Source organism: Kitasatospora sp. NPDC094028, assembly GCF_049543595.1.
Taxonomy (GTDB): Bacteria; Actinomycetota; Actinomycetes; order Streptomycetales; family Streptomycetaceae; genus Kitasatospora.
Genome location: NZ_JBMVFA010000113.1, coordinates 1 through 1,185 on the forward strand (window position 1 = coordinate 1; position 1,185 = coordinate 1,185).

At 72.2% G+C, this 1,185-nt stretch carries 1 protein-coding gene; it reads right to left on the minus strand.

The window, feature by feature from the left end:
• Window positions 1–1,185, minus strand: a 1,185-nt coding sequence (locus tag ACPC54_RS42165; RefSeq protein ID WP_498973058.1) for an acyltransferase domain-containing protein, incomplete at both ends; no start/stop codon positions are given.

A 1,185-nucleotide genomic window follows, 5' to 3' on the forward strand; every position in this document is an offset into this window, starting at 1 on the left:
GGCCAGTAGTGCTCGTGCTGGAAGGCGTAGGTGGGCAGGTCGGCGCAGTGGGCGTTGGTGCCGTCGAAGAGCCGCGCCCAGTCGACCGGGACGCCGGTGACGTGCAGCCGGGCCAGGGCCGTGACGAGGGTGTGCTCCTCCAGCCGGTCTCGGCGCAGCAGCGGGAGTGCGGGGGCGTCGGAGTCCTGCTGGGCGAGGGCCGTGAGGACTCCGTCCGGGCCGAGCTCGACGAAGGCGGTGGCGCCGGCCTCGCGCAGGGCGTGGAGACCGTCGGCGAAGCGGACGGTCTCGCGGACGTGGCGTACCCAGTAGTCGGGGGTGGTGACGTCCGCACCCAGACCGCCGGTGAGGTTGGAGACCAGCGGGATCGAAGGGGCCTGGTACCTCAGCCCGTTCAGGACCTCGCGGAAGTCCTCCAGCATCGGATCCATCAGCGGTGAGTGGAACGCGTGCGAGACGCGCAGCCGCGTGGTCTTGCGATCGGCGAAGCGCGCCTCGATCGCCGCAACGGCGTCCTGCGTTCCCGAGACGACGACGGACGACGGGCCGTTGACGGCGGCGATCGACACGAAGTCGCCCAGCAACGGCAGGACTTCGTCCTCCGTCGCCCGCACCGCGAGCATCGCGCCGCCCTCGGGCAGCGCCTGCATCAGCCGGCCACGAGCGCTCACCAGCGTGCACGCGTCCGCCAGCGAGAACACCCCGGCCACATGCGCCGCCGCGATCTCACCGATCGAGTGCCCGGCCACGAACTCCGGCTCCACACCCAACGATTCCAGCAGCCGGAACAGCGCCACCTCGACAGCGAACAACCCGGCCTGGGCGAACTCCGTCCGGTTCAACAGCTCCGCATCACCGCCCCACACCACATCCCGCAGATCCGGATCCAGCTCCGCGCACACCGCGTCGAACGCCTCCGCGAACACCGGGAACCGGGCAGACAACTCCCGCCCCATCCCCAGGCGCTGCGACCCCTGCCCCGAGAACAGGAACGCCGCCGACCGCTCCCCCGCCACCCCACGCGCAACCTCGGCGCCATCCACCCACACCGCCCGGTACCGGAACCGCGAGCGCCCCGCCAACGACAGCCCGACGTCCACCGGCGAGCCCCCGACCCCGGCGAGCCGCTCCAGCTGCGCGTCCAGCGCCGCCTCCGACTTCGCCGACACCACCCACGGCACCACA